General features: G+C 61.6%; 13 protein-coding genes. 6 read left to right on the top strand and 7 right to left on the bottom strand.

Annotation, left to right across the window (positions count from 1 at the left end; translation table 11 throughout):
• The first annotated feature begins 223 nt into the window (after positions 1–223).
• The 4 genes from CQ002_RS18530 (at position 224) to CQ002_RS18515 (ending at position 6115) form a co-directional block, all read left to right on the top strand.
• Positions 224–508 (top strand): DUF6124 family protein, encoded by a 285-nt coding sequence (locus tag CQ002_RS18530; protein WP_177431173.1) that lies wholly within the window; start codon positions 224–226, stop codon positions 506–508.
• 137 nt (positions 509–645) lie between these two features.
• Complete coding sequence (locus CQ002_RS18525; RefSeq protein ID WP_105162394.1) at positions 646–1887, top strand: exonuclease SbcCD subunit D C-terminal domain-containing protein; 1242 nt, start codon at positions 646–648, stop codon at positions 1885–1887.
• Entirely contained in the window at positions 1884–5522 is a 3639-nt protein-coding gene (locus CQ002_RS18520) for an AAA family ATPase (RefSeq protein ID WP_105162395.1), read from the top strand. Before CQ002_RS18525 ends, CQ002_RS18520 begins: the two co-directional genes overlap by 4 nt.
• On the top strand, positions 5519–6115 hold the full coding sequence (locus CQ002_RS18515) for a glutathione S-transferase (protein ID WP_098466653.1): 597 nt from the start codon (positions 5519–5521) through the stop codon (positions 6113–6115). The genes CQ002_RS18520 and CQ002_RS18515 overlap by 4 nt, the downstream gene beginning before the upstream one ends.
• 69 nt (positions 6116–6184) lie before the next feature.
• Here CQ002_RS18515 and CQ002_RS28605 read toward each other — a convergent pair whose 3' ends face one another.
• The 4 genes from CQ002_RS28605 to CQ002_RS18500 form a co-directional block, all read right to left on the bottom strand.
• On the bottom strand, positions 6185–6310 hold the full coding sequence (locus CQ002_RS28605; protein ID WP_256589425.1) for a hypothetical protein: 126 nt from the start codon (positions 6308–6310) through the stop codon (positions 6185–6187).
• A gap of 170 nt (positions 6311–6480) precedes the next feature.
• Positions 6481–6660: a hypothetical protein gene (locus CQ002_RS18510; RefSeq protein ID WP_016980181.1), complete on the bottom strand. Its 180-nt coding sequence runs from the start codon at positions 6658–6660 to the stop codon at positions 6481–6483.
• Between the two features lie 156 nt (positions 6661–6816).
• Positions 6817–7992 carry a lactonase family protein gene (locus CQ002_RS18505; protein ID WP_034106141.1) on the bottom strand — a complete coding sequence of 392 codons (1176 nt, stop codon included), beginning with the start codon at positions 7990–7992 and terminating at the stop codon, positions 6817–6819.
• Positions 7979–8266: a DUF5629 family protein gene (locus CQ002_RS18500; RefSeq protein WP_034106143.1), complete on the bottom strand. Its 288-nt coding sequence runs from the start codon at positions 8264–8266 to the stop codon at positions 7979–7981. Before CQ002_RS18500 ends, CQ002_RS18505 begins: the two co-directional genes overlap by 14 nt.
• 141 nt (positions 8267–8407) lie before the next feature.
• Between CQ002_RS18500 and CQ002_RS18495 the strand changes: the two genes are divergently transcribed.
• Positions 8408–13300 (top strand): dermonecrotic toxin domain-containing protein, encoded by a 4893-nt coding sequence (locus tag CQ002_RS18495; RefSeq protein WP_105162396.1) that lies wholly within the window; start codon positions 8408–8410, stop codon positions 13298–13300.
• Positions 13301–13336: 36 nt separating this feature from the next.
• Here the strand turns inward: CQ002_RS18495 and CQ002_RS18490 are convergent, their stop codons facing one another.
• Both CQ002_RS18490 and CQ002_RS18485 read right to left on the bottom strand, forming a co-directional pair.
• Positions 13337–15712: an RND family transporter gene (locus tag CQ002_RS18490; RefSeq protein WP_034106147.1), complete on the bottom strand. Its 2376-nt coding sequence runs from the start codon at positions 15710–15712 to the stop codon at positions 13337–13339.
• 16 nt (positions 15713–15728) lie between these two features.
• Positions 15729–16757, bottom strand: coding sequence for a YCF48-related protein (locus CQ002_RS18485; RefSeq protein WP_034106150.1), 1029 nt, complete (start codon positions 16755–16757; stop codon positions 15729–15731).
• Between the two features lie 307 nt (positions 16758–17064).
• Here CQ002_RS18485 and CQ002_RS18480 point away from each other — a divergent pair, with 307 nt between their 5' ends.
• The gene (locus tag CQ002_RS18480) at positions 17065–18180 is read left to right on the top strand and encodes a Gfo/Idh/MocA family protein (protein ID WP_098466656.1); all 1116 of its coding nucleotides are present in this window, start codon (positions 17065–17067) and stop codon (positions 18178–18180) included.
• A gap of 111 nt (positions 18181–18291) precedes the next feature.
• On the opposite strand, the gene CQ002_RS18475 is transcribed toward CQ002_RS18480, so the two are convergent.
• Complete coding sequence (locus CQ002_RS18475; RefSeq protein ID WP_105162397.1) at positions 18292–19995, bottom strand: AMP-binding protein; 1704 nt, start codon at positions 19993–19995, stop codon at positions 18292–18294.
• Positions 19996–20013 lie beyond the last annotated feature (18 nt).

The raw sequence follows: 20013 nt of genomic DNA, 5'->3' as shown, positions 1-20013 counted from the left end.
CTGGCTAGCCTTCGCTCCGTCGCTGCACATCAGCGATCGGGTGTGAGATCCCGTGAACTTGTAGGCGCCACGAGCAACATGCTCTATGGCAGCTGTGTGCGGGCAGACTTCGGTCTGGCCGGGTGCTCCTACTAATCCGGTATCTCACCCCGCACATAGCTGCCACCTTTTGACGTGTGAGATCGGCAAAAGAATGGCTCCAAAACCAGTAGGTACTTCATTCATGAACAAAATCGTCCCCGACCCACCCCGCGAAATATTCGACCGTGCCCTGAGCCACTACCTGCAACCCGCCTCAGCGCCGGCCTTCACCGTCCATCAAGACCTCAGCTTCGAAGACGCCCTCGCCCAAATCTGCGACCTATTGCGTTGCGCAACCGCGACTGCCGCAGGCACCACTCAAGGCCTGAGCGGTGATCAGCGCCACATGGCCAGCGCCACCGAGCATTTGATCAACAACGCCAAAACCCTGGCTGACCGAGCGCTGGACTGCCCGCAGGGCGCATGACCCTTGTGGGTGGGGGCTTGCCCCCGATGGCGGTGTGTCATCTAGCAGTTTTTTCGACTGACCCACCCGCATCGCGGGCAAGCCAGCGCCCACACAGGTAAACTCCCCTCCTTTTCATCTTCTGCACGGAGTTCGCCTTGCGTCTGTTTCACACCTCCGATTGGCACCTGGGCCAAAACCTCCATGGCCAGGAACGCGACTTCGAACACGCCTGTTTCCTCGCGTGGCTGCTGGGTCAACTCAACGCCGAAAGCCCGGATGTGCTGCTCATCGCCGGCGATATCTTCGACACGGTCAACCCGCCGCTCAAGGCCCAGGAGCGGCTGTATGACTTCATCATCAGCGCCCATGAACAAAACCCGAAGCTGACGATTGTGATGATCGCCGGCAACCATGACTCCGGCTCGCGTATCGAGTTGCCCGCGCCGTTGATGCGCCGCCTGCGCACCCATGCACTGGGTCGTGTGCTGTGGCTGGATGACGGCCAACTGGATGCCGAACGTCTGCTGATTCCCCTGCAGGATGCCAAGGGCAAGGTCGCCGCCTGGTGCCTGGCCTTGCCCTTCCTGCGCCCGGCGGAAGTTACCGGTGCACACTTGGGTGACGACTACCTGCGCGGTATCACCCAGGTACACGAAGGGTTGATCGCCGCCGCCAACGCCAAACGCAAAAAAGGCCAGGCGCTGATCGCTATCAGCCACGCGCACATGGCCGGCGGCTCGGTGTCGGAAGACTCCGAGCGCAGCCTGATCATCGGCAATGCCGAGGCGCTGCCCGCCAAGCTGTTCGACAAGCGTATCGGCTATGTTGCCCTCGGCCATTTGCACAAGCCGCAAAAGGTGAATGGCGAAGAGCGCATTCGCTACAGCGGCTCGCCGATTCCTTTGTCGTTTTCCGAAATCGGCTACAAGCACCAAATCCTTGATGTGACCTTCCAAGGCCAATGCCTGGTGAGTGTCGAACCGCGCCTGATCCCCCGTTCGGTTGACCTGCAACGCTTGGAAGCCGCACCGTTGGCGGAGATCCTCAAGGCGCTGGCCGACTTGCCAGACGTCGACCTGCTGGCCGAGACCCAGCGCCATCCCTGGCTGGAAGTGCGGGTGCGCCTCGACGAGCCGCAACCCGACCTGCGCCAGCAAATCGAAGCCGCCCTGCAAGGCAAAGCCGTGCGCCTGGTGCGCATTGCCGCCGAATACGCCGGCAAACGCGGCAGCGACGACACGGACGATGAGCGCCTGATCGAACTCGACCAGCTTACCCCACAGGAGTTGTTCAGCCGTGCCTGGCAGGACAGCTACGGCAGCGAAGTGGATGAACAGACGTTGAGGGACTTCGCCGTGCTGCTCCAGGAAGTGCAACAGGGGGGCGAACAGCCATGAAGATCCTTGCCATCCGCCTGAAGAACCTCGCCTCCCTGGCAGGCCCGTTTGAGATCGACTTCACCGCCGAGCCCCTGGCCAGTGCCGGGTTGTTCGCGATTACCGGGCCGACCGGCGCCGGTAAAAGTACCCTGCTCGATGCGCTGTGCCTGGCGCTGTTTGGCGCGGTGCCGCGCCTGGGCGATACCGGCCAGGCGAAGATGCCGGATGCCGACAGCGATATTTCTATCGGCGACCCGCGCACGCTGCTGCGCCGAGGCACCGGCGGCGGTTATGCCGAGGTGGATTTTGTCGGCGTCAACGGCCGTCGCTATCGCGCGCGCTGGGAAGCCAATCGCGCCCGCGACAAGGCCAGCGGCAAGCTGCAGAACAGCCGCCAAAGCCTGTTCGACCTGGACAGCGACCAACTGCTGGCCAGCCAGAAAACCGAGTACAAGACCCAGTTGGAACTGGCCCTCGGCCTGAACTTCGAACAGTTCACCCGCGCCGTGCTGCTGGCACAAAGCGAGTTCAGCGCCTTCCTCAAGGCCAACGACAACGAGCGCAGCGAACTGCTGGAGAAGCTCACCGACACGGCCCTGTACACGCAACTCGGGCGGCGCGCCTTCGACAAGGCCAAAGAGGCCAGGGACGCGCACAAGCAGTTGCAGGATCAAGCCACCGGCGTGGTGCCCCTGGCCCCCGAAGCGCGGGCCGAACTGGATCAGCAATTGGACGCGGCGCAACACCACCTCAAGACCCAGCAAGCCCAGCTCAAGCAGTTGGAGTTGCAGCACACGTGGCTCAAGGAGCTGCGCGAATGGCAAGAACGCCAACGCGACGCTACCGAACAGCTGCAACGAGCGCAGCAGGATTGGGATAACCAGGCCCCACAACGCCAGGACCTGAGCCGCCTGGATCAATTGGCGCCGCACCGTCATCAGTTCGCACGCCAGGCCGAGCTAAGTACCCTGCTTGCCCCGCTGGCCGCGCAAATTCAGTTGCACAGTCAACGACAAACCGACCTGCACACCCGCCAGGCGCAGGCCCAGCAACAACAAGCTACTGCGCAAAGCGCGCTGGCCACGGCCCTGAAACACCAGGGCGATGCCGTGCCTCTGCTGCGCCAGGCGTTTGAAGCGCAAAGCACCCTGGCCCATTTGACCAAGGAGCTGGCCAAGCGCACCGAGGACCAACAGCAGCAGGGCAATGCCTGCACCGAAGGCCAATCGCTGCTCAATGGCCTGCTGGAAAAACAGCAGCATGTCGCCGAACGCCTGCAACGCCTGGCTACCGAGCTTGATCGCAGCGCCGCCCTCGCCCCGCTGAGCGAGGCCTGGAGCGCCTACCGCGACCGTCTGCAACAGCTCATGCTGATCGGCAATCGCCTGAACAAAGGCCAGGCTGAACTGCCGCAATTGGAACAACGCGCCACCGACGCCGCCGAACAGTTCACCCGGCAACGCGAGGCCCTGGACCTGCTGTACCAGGAGGCCGGTGCCGAACCCCATGCCGTGGCCGAGCAGATCCAGTTACTGGCCAGCCTGCTGCAGGACAATCGCAAACAGCAACGCGCCTTCGAAGACCTGACGCGCTTGTGGGACAGCCAGCAACAGCTGGACCAGCACGCCGCCGCCCTCACGCAAAAACTGACGGCCGCCGCGCAACAACGCGAGCAACTGAACCAGACCGGCCTGCAAACCAAGGCGGAACTGACCGTTGCCGAGCAGACGCTGACCGTGACCAAACAGCTGTTGGAGCGCCAGCGCCTTGCCCGTAGCGCGAGCGTCGAGGAGTTACGCGAGCAGTTGCAGGATGACCAGCCCTGCCCAGTGTGCGGCAGCCATGAACACCCGTATCACCAGCCCGAAGCCCTGCTGCAAAGCCTCGGTCGCCATGACGAAAACGAAGAAGCCTCGGCGCAGAAAGTCGTGGACTCCCTCAAGGAAAAACTCACCGAGCTGCGCGGCGAAGTGGGTGGCCTGATCGCCCAGCAGAAGGAATACCTGCAGCAGCAAGAGCAACTGATTGCGCAACAGCAAGCCCTCAAGCCGAGCCTGGACGCGCACCCACTGGCTACCGCGCTGTTCAATCAGGACGCAGCCAAGCGCGGCGCCTGGCTTGATCAACAGCTGGGCCAACTGACCCAAAGCATCGCCCAGGACGAACAACGCCAGGGCGCCCTGCTCAACCTGCAACAAAATGCCGGGCGCCTGCAGCAGCAGTTGCAAGCCGCCCAGGAAGCAAGCCAGCAGGCCCGTCAATTGCTGCTCGACCAGCAGCGCGAATTGGCCACCGACCGCGAACGCCTTGAGCAGGAGCTCAACGCGTTCACCAACCTGTTACCGGCACACACCCTGGAAGGTTTGCGCACCGAGCCGGCAGCCACCTTCATGCAGTTAGACCAGCAAGTCAGCCAGCGCCTTGAACAGTTGGGCCATCAACGTGACGAGCTGGCCGAGCAACAAGAACGCCAGCAGGCGATCGAGAAGGAGCAGACCCATCAGCAGCATCGCCAGCAACAGCTCGATACGCTGATTCAGCAGGTCACCGAGCTCACCGTCCAGCAGCAGACAGCCCAGGAAAAGCTCAGCGCGTTGCTCGGCGAGCACAGCAGCGCCGAGCAATGGCAACACCACCTGGATCAGGCGGTGACTCAGTCACGCCAAAGCGAGAGCGATGCCAGCAAACAGCTGCAGGAACTCCATAACGCGCTGATCCAGCTGGCCGCCGACCTCAAGGCCCTGCAGGAACGCCAGCAGGCGTTGCAGGCCGAACAACACGCCCTCGACACGCGTATCAACGAATGGCGCGCCCTGCACCCGGAACTCGACGACGCCGGGCTCGACCGCTTGCTCGGCTACGATGACGCCCAGGTCAACCAACTGCGCCAGCAGCTGCAGCACAGCGAAAAAGCCGTCGAACAGGCCAAGGTGTTGCTGCAAGAACGCGAACAACGCCTCGCCGAACACCAGGCCCTGCACAACGGCAACCTCGACGCCGAGGCACTGGACAGTGCCCTAGCCACGTTCAACCAGCAGGTGGTTGAGAGCGAGAAACAGTGTGCCGAGTTGCGCGCGCGCCAATCCGAAGACCAGCGCCGCCAGGATGCCAACCAGGCCTTTGCCGAGCAGATCGCCAAGGCCTATGACGAGTGGCAACGCTGGGCACGCCTGAATGCACTGATCGGCTCGGCCACCGGCGACACCTTCCGCAAGATCGCCCAGGCCTACAACCTCGACTTGCTGGTGCACCACGCCAACGTGCAACTGCGCCAGCTGGTGCGCCGCTACCGCCTCAAGCGCGGTGGCAGCATGCTCGGCCTGTTGGTGATGGACACGGAAATGGGCGATGAGCTGCGCTCGGTGCATTCGTTGTCCGGCGGCGAAACCTTCCTGGTGTCCCTGGCGCTGGCTTTGGGCCTGGCGTCGATGGCCTCGAGCACACTGAAGATCGAGTCGCTGTTTATCGATGAAGGCTTCGGTAGCCTGGATCCGGAATCGCTGCAATTGGCAATGGACGCGCTGGACGGCTTGCAGGCACAAGGGCGCAAGGTGGCGGTCATCTCCCATGTGCAGGAAATGCACGAGCGCATCCCGGTGCAGATCCAGGTCAAGCGCCAGGGGAATGGCCTGAGTACCCTGGAGGTCAAGTGAACGAGACGCTGCTGTATTCGTTCCGGCGCTGCCCGTATGCGATGCGTGCGCGCCTGGCGTTGCGTTATTCAGGTGTCTGCGTACGCATCATCGAGGTGAGCCTCAAGGCCAAGCCGGCCGAGATGCTGGCACTCTCGCCCAAAGGCACGGTGCCGGTATTGAGTGTGAATGGCGAGGTGATCGACGAAAGCCTGGCGATCATGCAATGGGCGCTGGCCCAGCACGATCCGGATAATTGGCGGCTGCAGGGTGATCCTTCAGTACTCGCGTTGATCGACGAAAATGACCAGGGCTTCAAGTATCACTTGGATCGATACAAGTACGCCGAACGCTACCCGGAATACCCGATGGAACATTATCGGGCCGAGGGAGAAGTGTTCTTGCAGAAGTTGGAGGGGTTGCTGGCGGACCGCGCCTACTTGCTGGCCCATCATCCGAGCCTGGCGGACATGGCCCTGGCGCCGTTTGTGCGCCAGTTTGCCCATGTGGATCGGGACTGGTTTGCCCGTGCGCCCTACCCTCGGCTGCAGCGCTGGCTGGAAGCGTTTCTGCAATCGCCATTGTTCATCGGGGTGATGGCGAAGACCGCATGACGCGCGCAGTGGTCCTCGAACCGCTCACCGCACTGACTGCGCAAAAACAGAGCGTTCTTGAAGTCCGGATCAGCCTTCGACCAGGTTCAGCAATCGCTCACGGGCCATCTCCGGCTCACCGTCCACCCCTTGCACCGAGGACAGGATGGGGGCGGAATAGAGGAACAGGATTACTGCGGCGAGTCGGAGTGCCATGCTGTCGATTCCAGGGAAAAGGCGTCAATATTTGAGCGTCAAATTTAAACACATGGCAATGTGATATCAATCATTTTTATTCAGCAGATGCACAAACGCCAAACCACTCGAACGAGCCGGGCTTCGTTCCAGTGGTTTGGCGTCTGCTTTAGTGCAGGGTCATTCAACGTTCATTGCTGAGTCTTGTGATCCAGCGCGGCGTAGAAATTGGCGCTTTGCTGCAGGTATTTCTGAGTGTAGGCGCTGGTGCTGGATTTTTTGCCGGAGACTTCCACGCTGGCCGCAGCTGGCAGGGCGACAGTGGCGGAAACAGCGGAAGCGGCGATGATGGAGAAGAGATTCAGATTCATGTCGGTAACCCTTGTGTTCGTTTGGTTGAGTGGCCGGGGAAGGCCTTGGAACCCAACTTACGCCCGAGGGCCGCACCATAGAAATGCTTTGAAACAGTAGCCGCTATTAATAGAATTAATACCAAGGGTCAGGCCCCGCGCTGCGGGGCCTGTGGCTTATTGACGCACCAGGAACTTGAGGTCGCTGGGCGCATCAATCGCCAATTTCTGTACGGTTTTGCCCAGCAGGCCAGTCTTGGGGTCACGTTCGACCACCACGATTTCATTGCTCTTCTGGTTGGCGATCAGCAAAAACCGGCCGCTTGGGTCCAAGGTGAACTCGCGCGGATGGTCGCCTTCCACGGAGCGGCGTTGCAGCTCCTTGAGGTGCGCGGTCGCCGGATCGATGCTGAACACCAGCAGCTGATTGGCCGTGCCACGGTTGCTCACGTAGAGAAACTTGCCATCACTGGATGCATGCAGCGCAGCACCGGCCTTGTCGGACACCGGTTGGCCGGCGGCGAAGTCCACCAGTTGGGTCTGGGTCAGCTGGCCGTCCTTGTAATCGAACACCGCCACCTGTGCGCTCATCTCCGTGGTCAACCAGGCATGCTTGCCATCGGCGCTGAACAGCAAGTGGCGCGGCCCGCTGCCCGGTGGCAATTGCACCGAGGCCGGGTTGGCCGGGGTCAAGGGCAGCTCAGGGTTGGCCTTGGGGTCGTAGTGATAGGCAAACACCTTGTCTGCGCCCAGGTCCTGGACGAATACATAGTTGCCATCCGGCGACGACACCACCGAATGCACGTGGTTGGACGCCTGGCGCTCAGGGTTCACGCGGCTGGACGGGTGCCCGCTCAGTTGCACCGGGGCTGACAGCTTGCCCGTGGCGTCGACTGGCAAGACAGCCAGGCTGCCGCCCGGGTCTTCGAGCACCGAATAGTTGGCGACGAACAGATAGCGCCCGTCAGCGGCGACGCTGGAATGGGTCGGTTCACTGCCCAGGCTCTGCACCTGGTTGACCAAGGTGAGCTGATGGTTCTGCGGATCAATGCTGTAGCTGCTCACGCGCCCAACCGAGTCCTTCTGGCCCGGCCCGTTTTCGTTGACCACGAACAGGTGTTTCTGGTCCTTGGAGACCGTCAGCCACGACGGGTTGGCAGCCTTCGCCGCCAGTACCGGCTCGCCACTGAACTGGCCCTTGCGGCTGTCGAATTGCAGGCGATAGATCCCTTCGCTGGTGCCGGCGGTGTAACTGCCCACCAGCAACTCGTAGGTCTCGGCTGGTGCGGCCTGCGCCGACATCGCACCAACACTCCCTGCCATCAGCAGGGGCCAGAATTTACGCATCATCATCGGCTTCATCCTCGTCGTTATTGTTGCCGGTGAAGGCGCTCATGCAGATCAGGCGGTGCTCGCCCGAATCACCGGTAAGGGTCCAGCTGTGCAAGGTGTCATCGAAGGTGGCGGCCTGCACTTGCTCCAGGCTGAAGCTCCAGCGTTTTTCCGCGCGGCCGTCCATGGCAGTGATCAGCAGTTTTTCTTTGCCGAGTTCAAAGTCGAAGGCGTGCAGCCCATCGATTTCAAGCATGTCGGAGGTTTCAAGGACGGCAGGCAAATTATCAGTCATCACAGTCTTTCATCAGGTTCAAAGGGCTAATCATAGGCCAGTTTGCTGCCAGGGCCTAAAACCATAACCCGCTACCGCCTGGCCGCAACGCAGCGCATTACCTTGCACGGGCGTGTCTTTATCCCCTGTAAAGGAATACCCATGACAGACCCGAATACCCTCCTCGCCGCACACCCGACCCGACAAGCGGTTGAGGCCCAGTTTCGCACGCGTCCGACATTGCGCTCAGTGACCCGGCAGTTGCTGGCCGAGCAGTTGAAGGGAAAATACCCGCCACTCACCTACCCCGTTGATGAACTGCGACTGGCCGTGCCCCGTGAAGGCGGCGGCCGCGTGCTCCTGCCGCTGCTGGAAGTGGCGCTGAGCCACATGGCCGATGGCAGCTTCCCCGACTTGTCTACACGCCACGGCCTCGATTGCTACCTGAGCGGGGCCACCGGTTCTCGGCTTGGATTTGAAGCCGATGGGCCGCGTGACTACGACCTCGAGGTGATCGAAACCCTCATCCGGGAACTGCCGTCCATACTGCACATCGGCTTTCAAGACGCCCTGGCCACGTATTGGAGTGAGGACAGTGGTGCCGGCGGCAGTCGTTGGCTATGGCTGGCCGGCGTCCTGCGAGGCACGCTGCTCGACTCGGCGATTCGCCAGGCCAATGGCGCGACGCCAGTGCTGAAAACCCTCGACACACTGGCTCGCTACCCCGACCGCGCTGCCCGCGCACACCGCCCCTGGCCCGAGCGTGCCGTGCACGCCTATACCGTGGAGACCCATCTGGAGCAGGCGGGCCGGCGGATCACGTTGCAAGCCAGCGACCTGCTGGTGGTCTGCCAGGCGCACGTGTTGCTGTGTCACGTGGCGGGCCAGATCGAGGTGTTCGCCGACCTCGATGCCTTCGGCAAGGCGTGGGGCGCACGCTTGCAACGGCGCTACAGCGTCGACAGGATCACCTGGCAACAGTACGAACCCGATGGCGATATCTTTGAGGTGCAAGCCGCGCTGATTGCCAATCGGCAACTGGATGACCTCGCTGCGATCCAACTGCCCGGCACCTGCACCGTGCAGGCGTTGGAGCAGCTGTTTGCCGAGGTGACGCACCCGGCACGTTTATTCACGCCTTCGGCCCCCACGCCCCTGGCAACCTTGGCGCCGATCCAGGCCGGCCTGCCCGGCTGGTTGCAACATGCCAGCGCCGCCGACCGCCTGGCCTACCGCCAGTGCCTGTTGGAGCAAGCCGGCATTCGCCGCCTGACCCTGGGCGACTCGGACTTCGAGGGCCTGGAAACGCTGCGCAGTTACGCCACCGCGCACTTGAATCATCAGTTGTGCCTGGACCGCAACCTGGCCTTGACCGGCTCACGCACCTGCGACGACCTGGCCGTAGGCTACAACGCCGACGACCTGCAACTGACGTTTCACGTCGCGGTGGGCAGCCTGCAGGGCGGCTATGTCGAACCCGAGTCCATGAGCCTGGTCGACCTAGCCGTGAAAAACCTCTGCGCAAAGCCCAACGGCCGCATGACCCTGCGCCACCGCGCGGGCCGGGTGATCGAGCCATGGTTGACCGCCGATTACATTGATCAACTGGTCCAGCGTGTCGACATCGGCAAAAACTACCCCGCCTACTTGCGCGAGCAACTGATGGGGGACACCGACGCCGCGCTGAAACGCCAGAAGCTGTTCCAGCTACAACGTCCGGTTCATCTGAAAACCCAGGCGCTGGAACTCAAAATCAAGGGCGAAGCCGGCCTGACCCTGAGCGGCGTCCGCTGTGTGAATGCAGTGCTCAGCCCCGAGCCTCTGGGGCGCCAGGTCGAGGGGCACGCCATCGTCATGCGCAGGCTGGGGTTTGTGCGCAAACCGGGCGCCCCTGCGGATGTCGCGCACAACATGTTCATCATCGAACCCCTCGACCCACAGCGGGGGCCGCACCTGTTGTACCGACCGGCCTATCGCGATGCGCTGCTGGAGTTCGCCAGCCGTGCACACCTGCTGGCGGCCATCGTGCAGCCCGGCGTCCTGCAGGACAGCGTCCTGACCTGGTTGCCGGACACGGCCCGGGCGATCTACAGCAACGGTGGCTTCAGCCAGCCTCACTACGTGCGGGTTGGCCTGGGCTCGGACTTCGACCCCCTGCCCAGCGTGCCCAAGCCTGCGACGCTGGCAGCCGTCAGCGACGAATGCCATGACGAAATCCTCCAAGCGCTGGGCAATGGCCGCCTCATGGAATACCTGTTCGGCAGTGAAACCCGGCAGTTGCTGGACCAGGCTGAGCGCGAGTCGACATCCAACCGCGAAAGCCGTTGGGCGCTGATCCTGGAAGGCATGCAACTGGGTTTCAACACGCTGTTGATGGCGGTGCGCGGACCGCTGGCGGCGGTAGGCTGGTTGATACAACTGGTGCAGGGCCTCACGCAGGACTTGCCGGCGCTGGAAAGTGATGACCCCACGGCGAAAGAGCTGGCCTGGGTAGACCTGTTGCTGAACATCGGCATGCTGCTGGTGCACCAGGGCGCACTCGGCGCGCCTGCCGACAGCCTGCCGGAGGATGAGCCGGTGCTGAAGCGCTTGCCGCCCAGGCCTGCCCTGCCCGGCCAGACGGCCGTGGTTGAGCGCGGCACGGTCGGCCTGCCCTCCGAGCCCCCCGGAGGTGGCCGTACGCTGCTGGATTATGATCTCTCCCTGGCAGGCGATAGTGCGGCGGCCAAGTTGCTGGAGAAACTGCGGGCATTCAACATTCCCTGGCCTGATCCAGCACCTGCGCCGGTCAGCATCGGTAGTCATCAGGGTTTGTACAACATCAACGGCCTTTGGCATGCCTCGGTCGGTGGCTTGCTGTTCAGGGCCAGTATCGTTGCGGGCGTTGGCGACGTGTTTATCATCCACCCCGAGAAAATCGACCACCCCGGTATCAAGCTGAAAACCGACGGCAAGGGCCATTGGACCCTGGACCGCGGCCTCAAGCTGTTGGGCGGCGGCCCCAAGCGGATGGCGGCATTACGCGAGGAAAACCAGCGCAAAAAAACCGAGCTGGTTGAACGCGCGCAAGCGCTCAACACAGAAATAGATTATTTGATGGCACCGTTCCTGGCCTCAATGGAGCAAATGTTACCTGCAGCCACGGCCTTGAAGAACCAACGCAAGACCGTGAAGTTGATCTGGACTCTTTTGCAAAAGGCGACTGCCGAACAAAAGCCCGCGCTGCAAGCACGGCACCAGACGGAGACCCTGGCCCACCAGGCACAACGCACCGAATTTACGATCCTGCTGCAAAACCTCGAAGATCAATTTGCCCAGTCACTGCCCCCGCGCCTGGAAATGCTCAAGGTGGGACAGGAACTGGAAAAGGTAGGCGGCGCCGGCGCGCACGTCCGTGACCGCGCCAAAATCCTGGGGACCATCTGGGATCAACAGACGGCCATCCACACCCTGCTGTTGGACCGGTTTAACGCCATGCGCGTCTCCAGCGCGGGCGAGCCCATGGCGGAGATGGCGCACAGGATGGCTGTCGACAATCTGCGCAGCGACCCCGCCGTCTACGACGAATACATCAGCAATGCCGTTGAATCGGCAAACATCCGCGAGCACATGGCCGAGGTCTCTGCGGCAATGGAGCAAACACTTGAACAGCTGGAGCACGACTCGTTGGCGGGGCGGGTCCTGCGCCAGGAATGCCTGGCGCAGATCCAGTACCCGGAGAATTTCTTCTCCAGCAACCTGAAACTCAATACCCTGAATTACCTCGCCGCTTCCAGCGTGGCGATAACCGACAGGTTGCTGTCGCCGCAAGAGGAGTTTTACCTCAATCGCGCCAAACTGAACGACTTGGCGCAAGCCCTGCAGTCTCACGTCGATGTGCGCAGCGGCGCCGAGTACCCGCTTGCTGAACAACGCAATGTCTACGAGTCGGTGCTTGAGCAGTACAACCGCCACGCGGACGCGATTCGTGCCCTCAAGGCCCTCAACCCAAGTCGCCTGCGTCCGGAGGCCGACCGCCTGCTGACGGGCCTTGAATATGCCCAGGCGCTGGCGCAAAGCGAACTGGAGGCGGTGGTACGCAAACAGGAAGAACTGGACGTCGAGTTGCCGCTGTCCAAGACCCTGCGCCCCAAAAACCCGGCCAAGCGCGTATTCAAGACCCGTAAAAAGGCTTACCTCATCGGTGAGCTCAAGCCTGCCGATGCGCAGAACACCCAAGCACACTTCACCCTCACCGACCCCCTGACCGGTGAAACCATCGCCTCGTTCAACCACTACGAGGATGGTTGGGCAACGACGGTGGGGGAACAGTCAGCCCCACCAATAAGCGAACCGCGGGGTCGCTCACTGGCAACCCTCAAAGGTTTGGCCCAGGACCTGATCGGACAACGCAAGGGCATTGAGCAACTGATAACGGCCGAGCAGAAAAAACTCGAGTCGCCGCAGACCCGTCAACAGGTCAACCCGGGCGACTGGGATGAATTACTCACGGGCCAAGCCGCAAAACTCACGGCGTTGGCCGATGAATTGGTACGCGACCACCTGGAGCAAAACGTCGCGGTGCAGGGCCTGATCGATGAATACAGGGCGCACGCCCGGGACATGGCCCGGTTGGCAGAGCGGGTGTGCAGTGAGGCCTACAAGCGGCAATGGCCAACGCAGCAGAGCCTCCGTTATCTCTGGGAGCACAAACAGATCGATATCAACCTGACCAGCCTGGCCGACCCGCAACGTCCGACCCTCAGCGGCGACTTCTTCACCGAGTATGCGGTATACGACAAGGCTAAAAAGCCGCCGGTGGTGTTGTGGTATGCGCACTTTCACTACGCCAGCGCCGACGCCCCTCCAGCGCAGTACACCCGGGCTCACCTGAAGCTGGCGGAGCAGCGTAAATACACGCAGAAAGATTTGCTCAAGGACCACGTACAGGCGCGTCTACGCCAGCAGGCGGTGCCGTCCGCCGAACCGATCAGGCAGATTCTCTACGTGCTGATCACACCGCCCGTGGACCAGATATTCCTGACGATCGTGCAGGCACCACGCGCCAGCCAGTGACAGAGCGTGAGGGCGAAAACGCCCTCACGCCCCGGTTCAATGGGCAAACAACGAATTACCCTTCTGCCCCGCCAGTTTCTCGGGTTTGATCAGGAACCGCGCCAGCGCTGGCAACAGCCACAGCGCGCCGAACATGTTCCACAGCAGCATGAAGGTCAGCATCAGGCCCATGTCGGCCTGGAACTTGATGGCCGAGAAGATCCAGGTACACACGCCAATTGCCAGGCACAGGCCGGTGAACAGCACGGCTTTACCGGTGGATTTGAGGGTCTGGTAGTACGCCTCTTGCAGCGGCAGGCCGGCACGCAGGAAGCTTTCCAGGCGGCTGTAGATGTAGATGCCGTAGTCAACGCCAATCCCCACGCCCAGCGCCACCACCGGCAAGGTCGCGACCTTGACGCCGATCCCCATGAACGCCATCAGCGCGTTGCCCAGCACCGAGGTGAGTACCAACGGCAAGACGATGCACAGGGTCGCCGCCCAGGAACGGAAGGTGATCATGCACATCGTGGCCACGCACAGGTACACCAGGATCAGGATGGTCAGCTCCGATTCCTTGATCACCTCGTTGGTGGCGGCCTCGATGCCGGCGTTACCGGCGGCGAGGATGAATTCCAGGCCGTCCTTGTTGTTTTCCTTGGCAAAGTCCTGCACCGCATGCACCGCACGGTCGAGGGTCTCGGCCTTGTGGTCGTTGAGGAACACCAGCACCGGCGCCAGCGAGCAATTGTTGTTGTACAGCCCATCGGCGCGGGCGATGGAGTTGTTCAGCACGTCCGGGTTGCGCGACAGGGTTTCCCATTTCAGGTTGCCTTCGTTCATGCCCTTGATCATTTGCTTGGACACGGTCACCAGCGAGATCGCCGACTGCACGCCCTCGGTGTTCTGCATCTTCCACATCAACTGGTCGATGGGCGCCATGGCTTCATAGCGTGAGCAACCTTCGGCCTTGGTCTTGACCATCACCACCAGCACGTCGGAGCTGGTGGAGTAGTTGCTGATAATGAAGTTGTTGTCCTTGTTGTAGCGCGAGTCGGGGCGCAGTTCCGGCGCGCCCTGGTCCAGGTCGCCGATCTTCAGGTTCTGGCTGTACCAGAGGCCACCGCCAAAGGCGACCACCGCCAGGGCGATGGAGATCGGTGCAACTTTCGGGCTGGCGAAGTTCGACAGCAGGCGCCAGAACGAATGTTCGCGATTCGCGTCTTTCTTGCTCTTGGCGATGGCGCGCTTGCTGATACCGACATACGAAATCGCCACCGGCAGCAGGATCAGGTTCGTGAACACGATCACTGCCACGCCGATGGACGCGCCGATCGCCAACTCACGGATCACGCCGATGTCGATGATCAACAGTGTGATGAAGCCCACCGCGTCGGCCAGGATCGCGATCATGCCCGGCAGGAACAGTTGCCGGAAAGTGCGCCGAGCAGCCGTCAGGGCATTGTCCGCCTCGCTGGACTGCAAGGCGATACCGTTGATTTTCTGTACGCCGTGGGAAATACCGATGGCGAAGATCAGGAACGGCACCAGCATCGAATACGGATCGAGGCCGAAACCGAAAAAGTGCATCAGCCCCAGTTGCCAGATGACCGCCACCAGCGTGGTGCTCAGCACCGCGACGGTGCTGCGCAGGCAGTTGGTGAACCACAGCAACAGAATCAAGGTGATGACGAACGCAACGCCGAAGAACATCACCACCATCACCAGGCCGTCGATGAGGTCACCGACCTTCTTGGCAAAACCGACGATGTGGATCTTGACGTTGGGGTTCTGGGCTTCGAACTTGTCGCGGATCTTGTCTTCAAGTTCGTGGGAGAACTTGCGGTAATCCAGGGCCAGCAACTTGCCCTGGTCCTGCGGGTCGGGGTAGGACTCCAGCAGCGGGATATCGACGATGCTGGACTTGAAGTCGTTGGCCACCAGGCGCCCGACCTGGCCGGACTTGAGCACGTTATTGCGCAACTGATCGAGGCTTTCCGGCGAGCCATTGTAGCTCTGCGGGATCACTTCACCGCCGGCAAAGCCTTCTTCGGTCACTTCGGTCCAGCGCACGCTGGGGCTCCACAGCGACTTGAGGCCCGAGCGGTCGACGCCGGAGATGTAGAACACCTCGTCGTTGATCTGCCGCAGGGTCTCCATGTATTCCTTGGTGAAGATGTCACCGTCCTTGGCTTCCACCGAGATGCGCACGGTATTGCCCAGGTTGGCCAGGTCGTTGCGGTGCTCCATCATCTTTTCGATGAAGGGGTGCTTGAGCGGGATCATTTTTTCGAAGCTGGTGGACGGGCGAATCAACGTCGCTTGCCAGAACAGGAAAATGCTCACCAGCAGGCAGATCACGATCACTGCCGGGCGGTTGTTGAAGATCAGGCGCTCAAGAAAGGTCGCTTTATCGTTGTGATGACTGCTCATTCTATCCCCGCCCTTCTTATTGTTTTGTCGGTTCAGCGCCAGTTGGCGTGGCAACACGCACACCACCCTGCCCGGCCAGAATCAAGTTGCCGTTGCCTGCCGCCGTGACGGACGAAAGCGAAATACGGTCCGGACGGTTGAACACGCTGAAGGTCACCCCATCGTCGTGGCTGACCACCACGCTGCCGCCGTTACCCACGACGACGATGGCGCCGTCCTCCAGCAAGGTCGCACCCGACAGCCCAAACTCCAGCGCTCCCCGCGCCGCGTTCAGTTCGACTGGCTCCCAGGTGCTGCCGAAATCCGTGGAGCGGTAGAGGTTGCCGCGCAAGCCGTACGCCAGCAGTGTTTGCGGCTGCGCCGTGCTGATCACTCCAAACAGCGAGCCCTCGTAAGGGCCTTCGAGCTTTTCCCAGGTCTGGCCGTCGTCGCGGGAGCGGAACATGCTGCCCTGCTCGCCGACGATAAACAGGCCGGCGTCCTTGATGTGGGCGATGGCGTTGAGGTGATACTGGTCTTCGTTGTCGAGGCGGTCGCTGACGTCTTCCCAGGTCTTGCCGCCGTCGGTGGTTTCGATCAGCGCACCGTAGGCGCCCACGGCCAGGCCGTGGTTGGCATCGTTGAACCACACATCGAGCAACGGGGCTTCACGCTTGAGGTCTTGGTATTGCTGGGTCCAGGTGGCACCGCCGTCGACACTCGCAAGGATTTGCGCATCATGGCCGACCGCCCAGCCCTGCTTGTCATCGACGAAAAACACCGCCGTGAGCAGTTGCCGGGTGGGGACTTTGGCTTGGGTCCAGGTGCTGCCCTGGTCATCGGAATAAAGGATGTGCCCGCGATCGCCAACCGCCACCAGGCGCTTGCCCGCGTGGACCACGTCGATCATCAGGCCTTTGGCGGCCTTGGGGGATTCAATCGCAAATGTGGTATCGCTGGCAGCCTGGACAGCTGTCGGCAAGGCGACAGCGCCAAACAGCGAGAGCGCTGCGGCCACCAACGCAACCCTGCGTGCGGCGCGTGGGCGGCAAACAACCCAACCCATGACAGGCTCACTCATAGACCTTTCTCCCATTTATTATTGTTATCGCCTGCCTTCCGGGGCCTTGAAACCTGCAATCTAGAGCGCCTGGAGGAAGCAGGGGCCATCCTATCGGGCTTTCGAATCGTCTGACAATCGGCGCTACGTTATCTTTTGTTAACTGAAGGCATTTGGCCGCATGGTGAATGTAGCTGCATTCGCGGGGGTGATCGCCGTGGATTTAATGAATTTTTATTCCATCTATTGAGTTATGAGAATTTTTATTCCATTAATAGGCCATCTGAAAACAATAATGCAAAGGACCACGACGATGCGTGAACTCGGAATCGGCTTGATCGGCACAGGCTTCATGGGCCGTGCCCACGCCCTGGCCTTCAATAACGCCCGCGCGGTATTCGAATTGCCGGTGCACCTCAAGCTGGCCGCCCTGGCCGATGCTGACACCGAGCGCGCCCAGCGCTGCGCCACGGCTTGGGGATTTACCCAGGCCCATGGCGATTGGCAGGCGCTGATCAACGACCCCAGCGTCGACGTCGTGGCCATCACCACCCCCAACCACCTGCACTACCCGATGGCAATGGCAGCGATTGCCGCCGGCAAGGCGGTGTACTGCGAAAAACCCCTGGCCGTGAGCCTGGAGCAAGCCGACGCCATGCGCCGCGCCGCCAGTGCGGCGGGCGTGGTCACACGGGTGGGCTACAACTACCAGCACAATCCGATGATCACGCTGGCACGGCAGATGATCGCCAACGGCGAACTCGGCCAGATCATCAGCTTCCAGGGCGAGTTCAGCGAAGACTTCATGGCCGACCCAGCCTCGCCTTGGTCGTGGCGCTGCGAAGTGGAGCATGCCGGCGGCGCCCTGGCGGACCTGGGCAGTCATTTGTTGTCGATGGCGCGTTATCTGGTCGGTGACGTGGTGAGTGTATGTGCCGACACACAAACCGTTCACGCCCAGCGCCCGGCCATCAAAGGCAGCGCCGAGTTGAAAGCCATCGCCGTGGATGACCAGGTGCATGCCCTGCTGCGTTTCGCCAACGGTGCACGCGGGACGGTGAGCAGCAGTTGGCTCAAGCATGGCTACAAGAACCACCTGAGCTTCGAGATCAGCGGAACGAAAGGCACCCTGGCGTTTGACCAGGAGCGCTTGAATGAATTGCGGGTGTGTCGCGCGGGGCAGGATGGGTTCCAGCGTTTACTCGCAGGCCCGGCCCTTGCGGGTTATGCGGCGTTCAGCCCGGCGGCGGGGCACCAGTTGGGGTACAACGAACTGAAGACGCTGGAGGTGCAGGCATTGATCATGGCTGTAGCCGGGCAAGGCACGGACGGCACTGATTTCGACGCGGCGTGGGAGGTGGAGCGGCTGGCGACGGCGATTCGCGTGGCTGCCCTCGAAGAACGCTGGGTAACAGTGAACGCACTCTAAACCACACCACCGGGCCCTGTGGGCGCTGGCTTGCCTGCGATGGCGATGTGACTGATACACCGCTATCGCAGGCAAGCCAGCTTCCACACTTGGGTCACCTAAACCCTCAACTCAGCGCAGCGCCCGACGAAGGACTTTGCCCACGGTGGTCTTGGGCAACTCGGTGGTACGGAACTCCACATACTTCGGCATTTTGTACCCCGTCAGGTACTCCCGGCAATGAGCCAGGAGCTGCTCCTGGGTCAGGGCGGGGTCCTTGCGCACGACGATGATCTTGACCTTCTCACCCGTCACGCCATCCTCCACGCCAATGGCCGCCACTTCCCCTACTCCAGGGTGCAGGGCCACCACGTCTTCGATTTCATTGGGGTACACGTTGAAGCCAGAGACCAGGATCATGTCCTTCTTGCGGTCCACCAGGCGGATATAACCACGCTCGTCCATCACCCCGATGTCACCGGTCGACAGCCACCCTTCTGCGTCGAGCACTTCGGCAGTGGCCTCGGGGCGCTTCCAGTAGCCCTGCATCACCTGCGGCCCACGCACTTGCAGTTCGCCCTGCTCGCCAATGTCGGCCAACTCACCGTCCTCGCGCACAAAACGTACCCAGGTCGACGGCAACGGCACGCCGATGCTGCCGGTGAATTCCATCTCGCGCATGCGCGCAATGTTGATCGGGCTGATGCTCACCACCGGCGAACACTCGGTCAGGCCGTAACCTTCGATGATCGGCAGCCCGGTGACTTCCTTCCAGCGTTTGGCCACCGCCGTGTGGGTGGCCATGCCGCCCGCAATCACCATGCGCAGGTCGGAAAAGTCTCGCGCGCAGAACGCCTCGTTCTCCAGCAATCCGTTGAACAAGGTGTTGACTCCCGCGATGCCATTGAAACGTTCCTTGCGCAGGATCATCTGCACGCGCTTCACGTCCCTCGGGTTGGCGATCAGGATGTTGCGCCCGCCCAGGCACATGAACATCAGGCAATTCACCGTCAGGGAAAAGATGTGGTACAGCGGCAGCAAGGTGACGTTGGTTTCCTGCTTGTCCTGATCCAGCTGATCACCGACCCAGGCCTTGGCCTGCAACAGGTTGGCGATGATATTGCGGTGGCTGAGCATCACGCCCTTGGCATCCCCGGTGGTGCCACCGGTGTATTGCAAAAAGGCCAGGTCGTCGCGGTGCATCTCCACCGGAAAATGGTTGAGCGCCCGCCCCTGTTTCAGCACCTGGTTGAAACGCACCGAACCACGCAGGTTGAACGCCGGCACCTGCTTTTGCACGCGGCGCAGGATGAAGTTCATCGCCGTGCCCTTGAAGGTGCCGAGCAAGTCACCGATGGCGGCGATCACCACGCGCTTGACGCTGCTGCCGGTGATGACTTTCTCCAGGGTATGCGCGAAGTTCTCGAAGATCACCACAGTTTCCGCGCCGCTGTCCTTGAGCAGGTGCTTGAGTTCATGGGAGGTGTACAGCGGGTTGACGTTGACCACCACCGCGCCGGCCAGGATCGTGCCCAGCAGGCAGATCGGGTACTGCAAGCAATTGGGCATCATCAACGCGACACGGTCACCTTTCTTGACGCCTTGGCCCTGCAGCCAGGCGGCAAAGGCATAGCCTTGCACCTGCCAGTCGGCATAGGTCATTTCGGTGCCGATGCTGACGTAGGCCACCCGTTCGCGAAACTTCTCCAGGTGTTCCAGGAACACCTCGCGCAGCGACGGGTAGTCCTCGATGCCCGCCTCGATATCCGCCGGGACGCCTGGCAGGTAAGCGTTCAACCAGATCCGTTCGGTGTGTTCCAGGCTTACAGCGTTCATGGCAGTCTCCTTGTTGTT

Source organism: Pseudomonas sp. MYb13 (assembly GCF_002980075.1).
In the GTDB taxonomy this organism is placed as follows: domain Bacteria; phylum Pseudomonadota; class Gammaproteobacteria; order Pseudomonadales; family Pseudomonadaceae; genus Aquipseudomonas; species Aquipseudomonas lurida.
This window is presented reverse-complemented; position numbering and strand designations above follow the sequence as displayed.